Origin of the sequence: Methylobacterium sp. WL64 (genome assembly GCF_008039945.1) — a bacterium.
Taxonomy (GTDB): Bacteria; Pseudomonadota; Alphaproteobacteria; order Rhizobiales; family Beijerinckiaceae; genus Methylobacterium.
The window spans coordinates 1-570 of the sequence record NZ_VRVA01000329.1; the positions used below are offsets into that span (position 1 = coordinate 1).

1 protein-coding gene is annotated in these 570 nt (G+C 60.9%); it reads right to left on the bottom strand.

From position 1 onward, the window contains the following. Window positions 1-215 precede the first annotated feature (215 nt). Complete coding sequence (locus FV242_RS34145) at window positions 216-434, bottom strand: hypothetical protein (protein ID WP_147942060.1); 219 nt, start codon at window positions 432-434, stop codon at window positions 216-218. Between the last annotated feature and the right edge of the window lie 136 nt (window positions 435-570).

Sequence of the window (570 nt, forward strand, 5' to 3'; positions counted from 1 at the left end):
AAGGCAGCGGCCTCGGTTGCGTAGGGATACGCTGATTGCTCGGAGAAGAGACCGTCAGAGGATGACACGATCCAACGGTAGCATCCCCGGTACAAAGGACAAGGCATCACCGCGAGCCTGTAGATGCGGGACAAGGTGCCAGCCTCATAATCGACGGGACAACAGGGAGCGGGAGGGCTCCGACCGGAGCCCTCCCGATGCTGGCAGTGATCGCCTCACATGCGATGCATCATCCGCTTGCGCATCATGCGACGGCGCATCATCCGCTTCTTCATCATCATGCGGTCGTGGTGCATCATCCGGACCTGCGTGACATCCGATTGTCCGGCCTGGAGACTGTTTACCGGCACTGGGGCCGCCGACACGGTGCCGACACCGAGGGTGAAGCTGCCGAGCAGGGTTGCCGCAGCGAGAGCGAAGGTGGTCTTCCTCATCATGTTCTCCTGAGTTCGGCGGGCGCGTCGGTTCAAAACCAGAATGGTTCGGGAGCCGGACGTCCCGGTATGACGCCGAAGCACGGCGTCAGCAGTTTTCTACGATCGTGATCGCACAAGAGTTTCGGCAGTCGAA

Excerpts from the sequence above, each read along its gene's own strand:
- FV242_RS34145 (WP_147942060.1), bottom strand. The coding sequence starts at position 434 with ATGAGGAAGACCACCTTCGCTCTCGCTGCGGCAACCCTGCTCGGCAGC.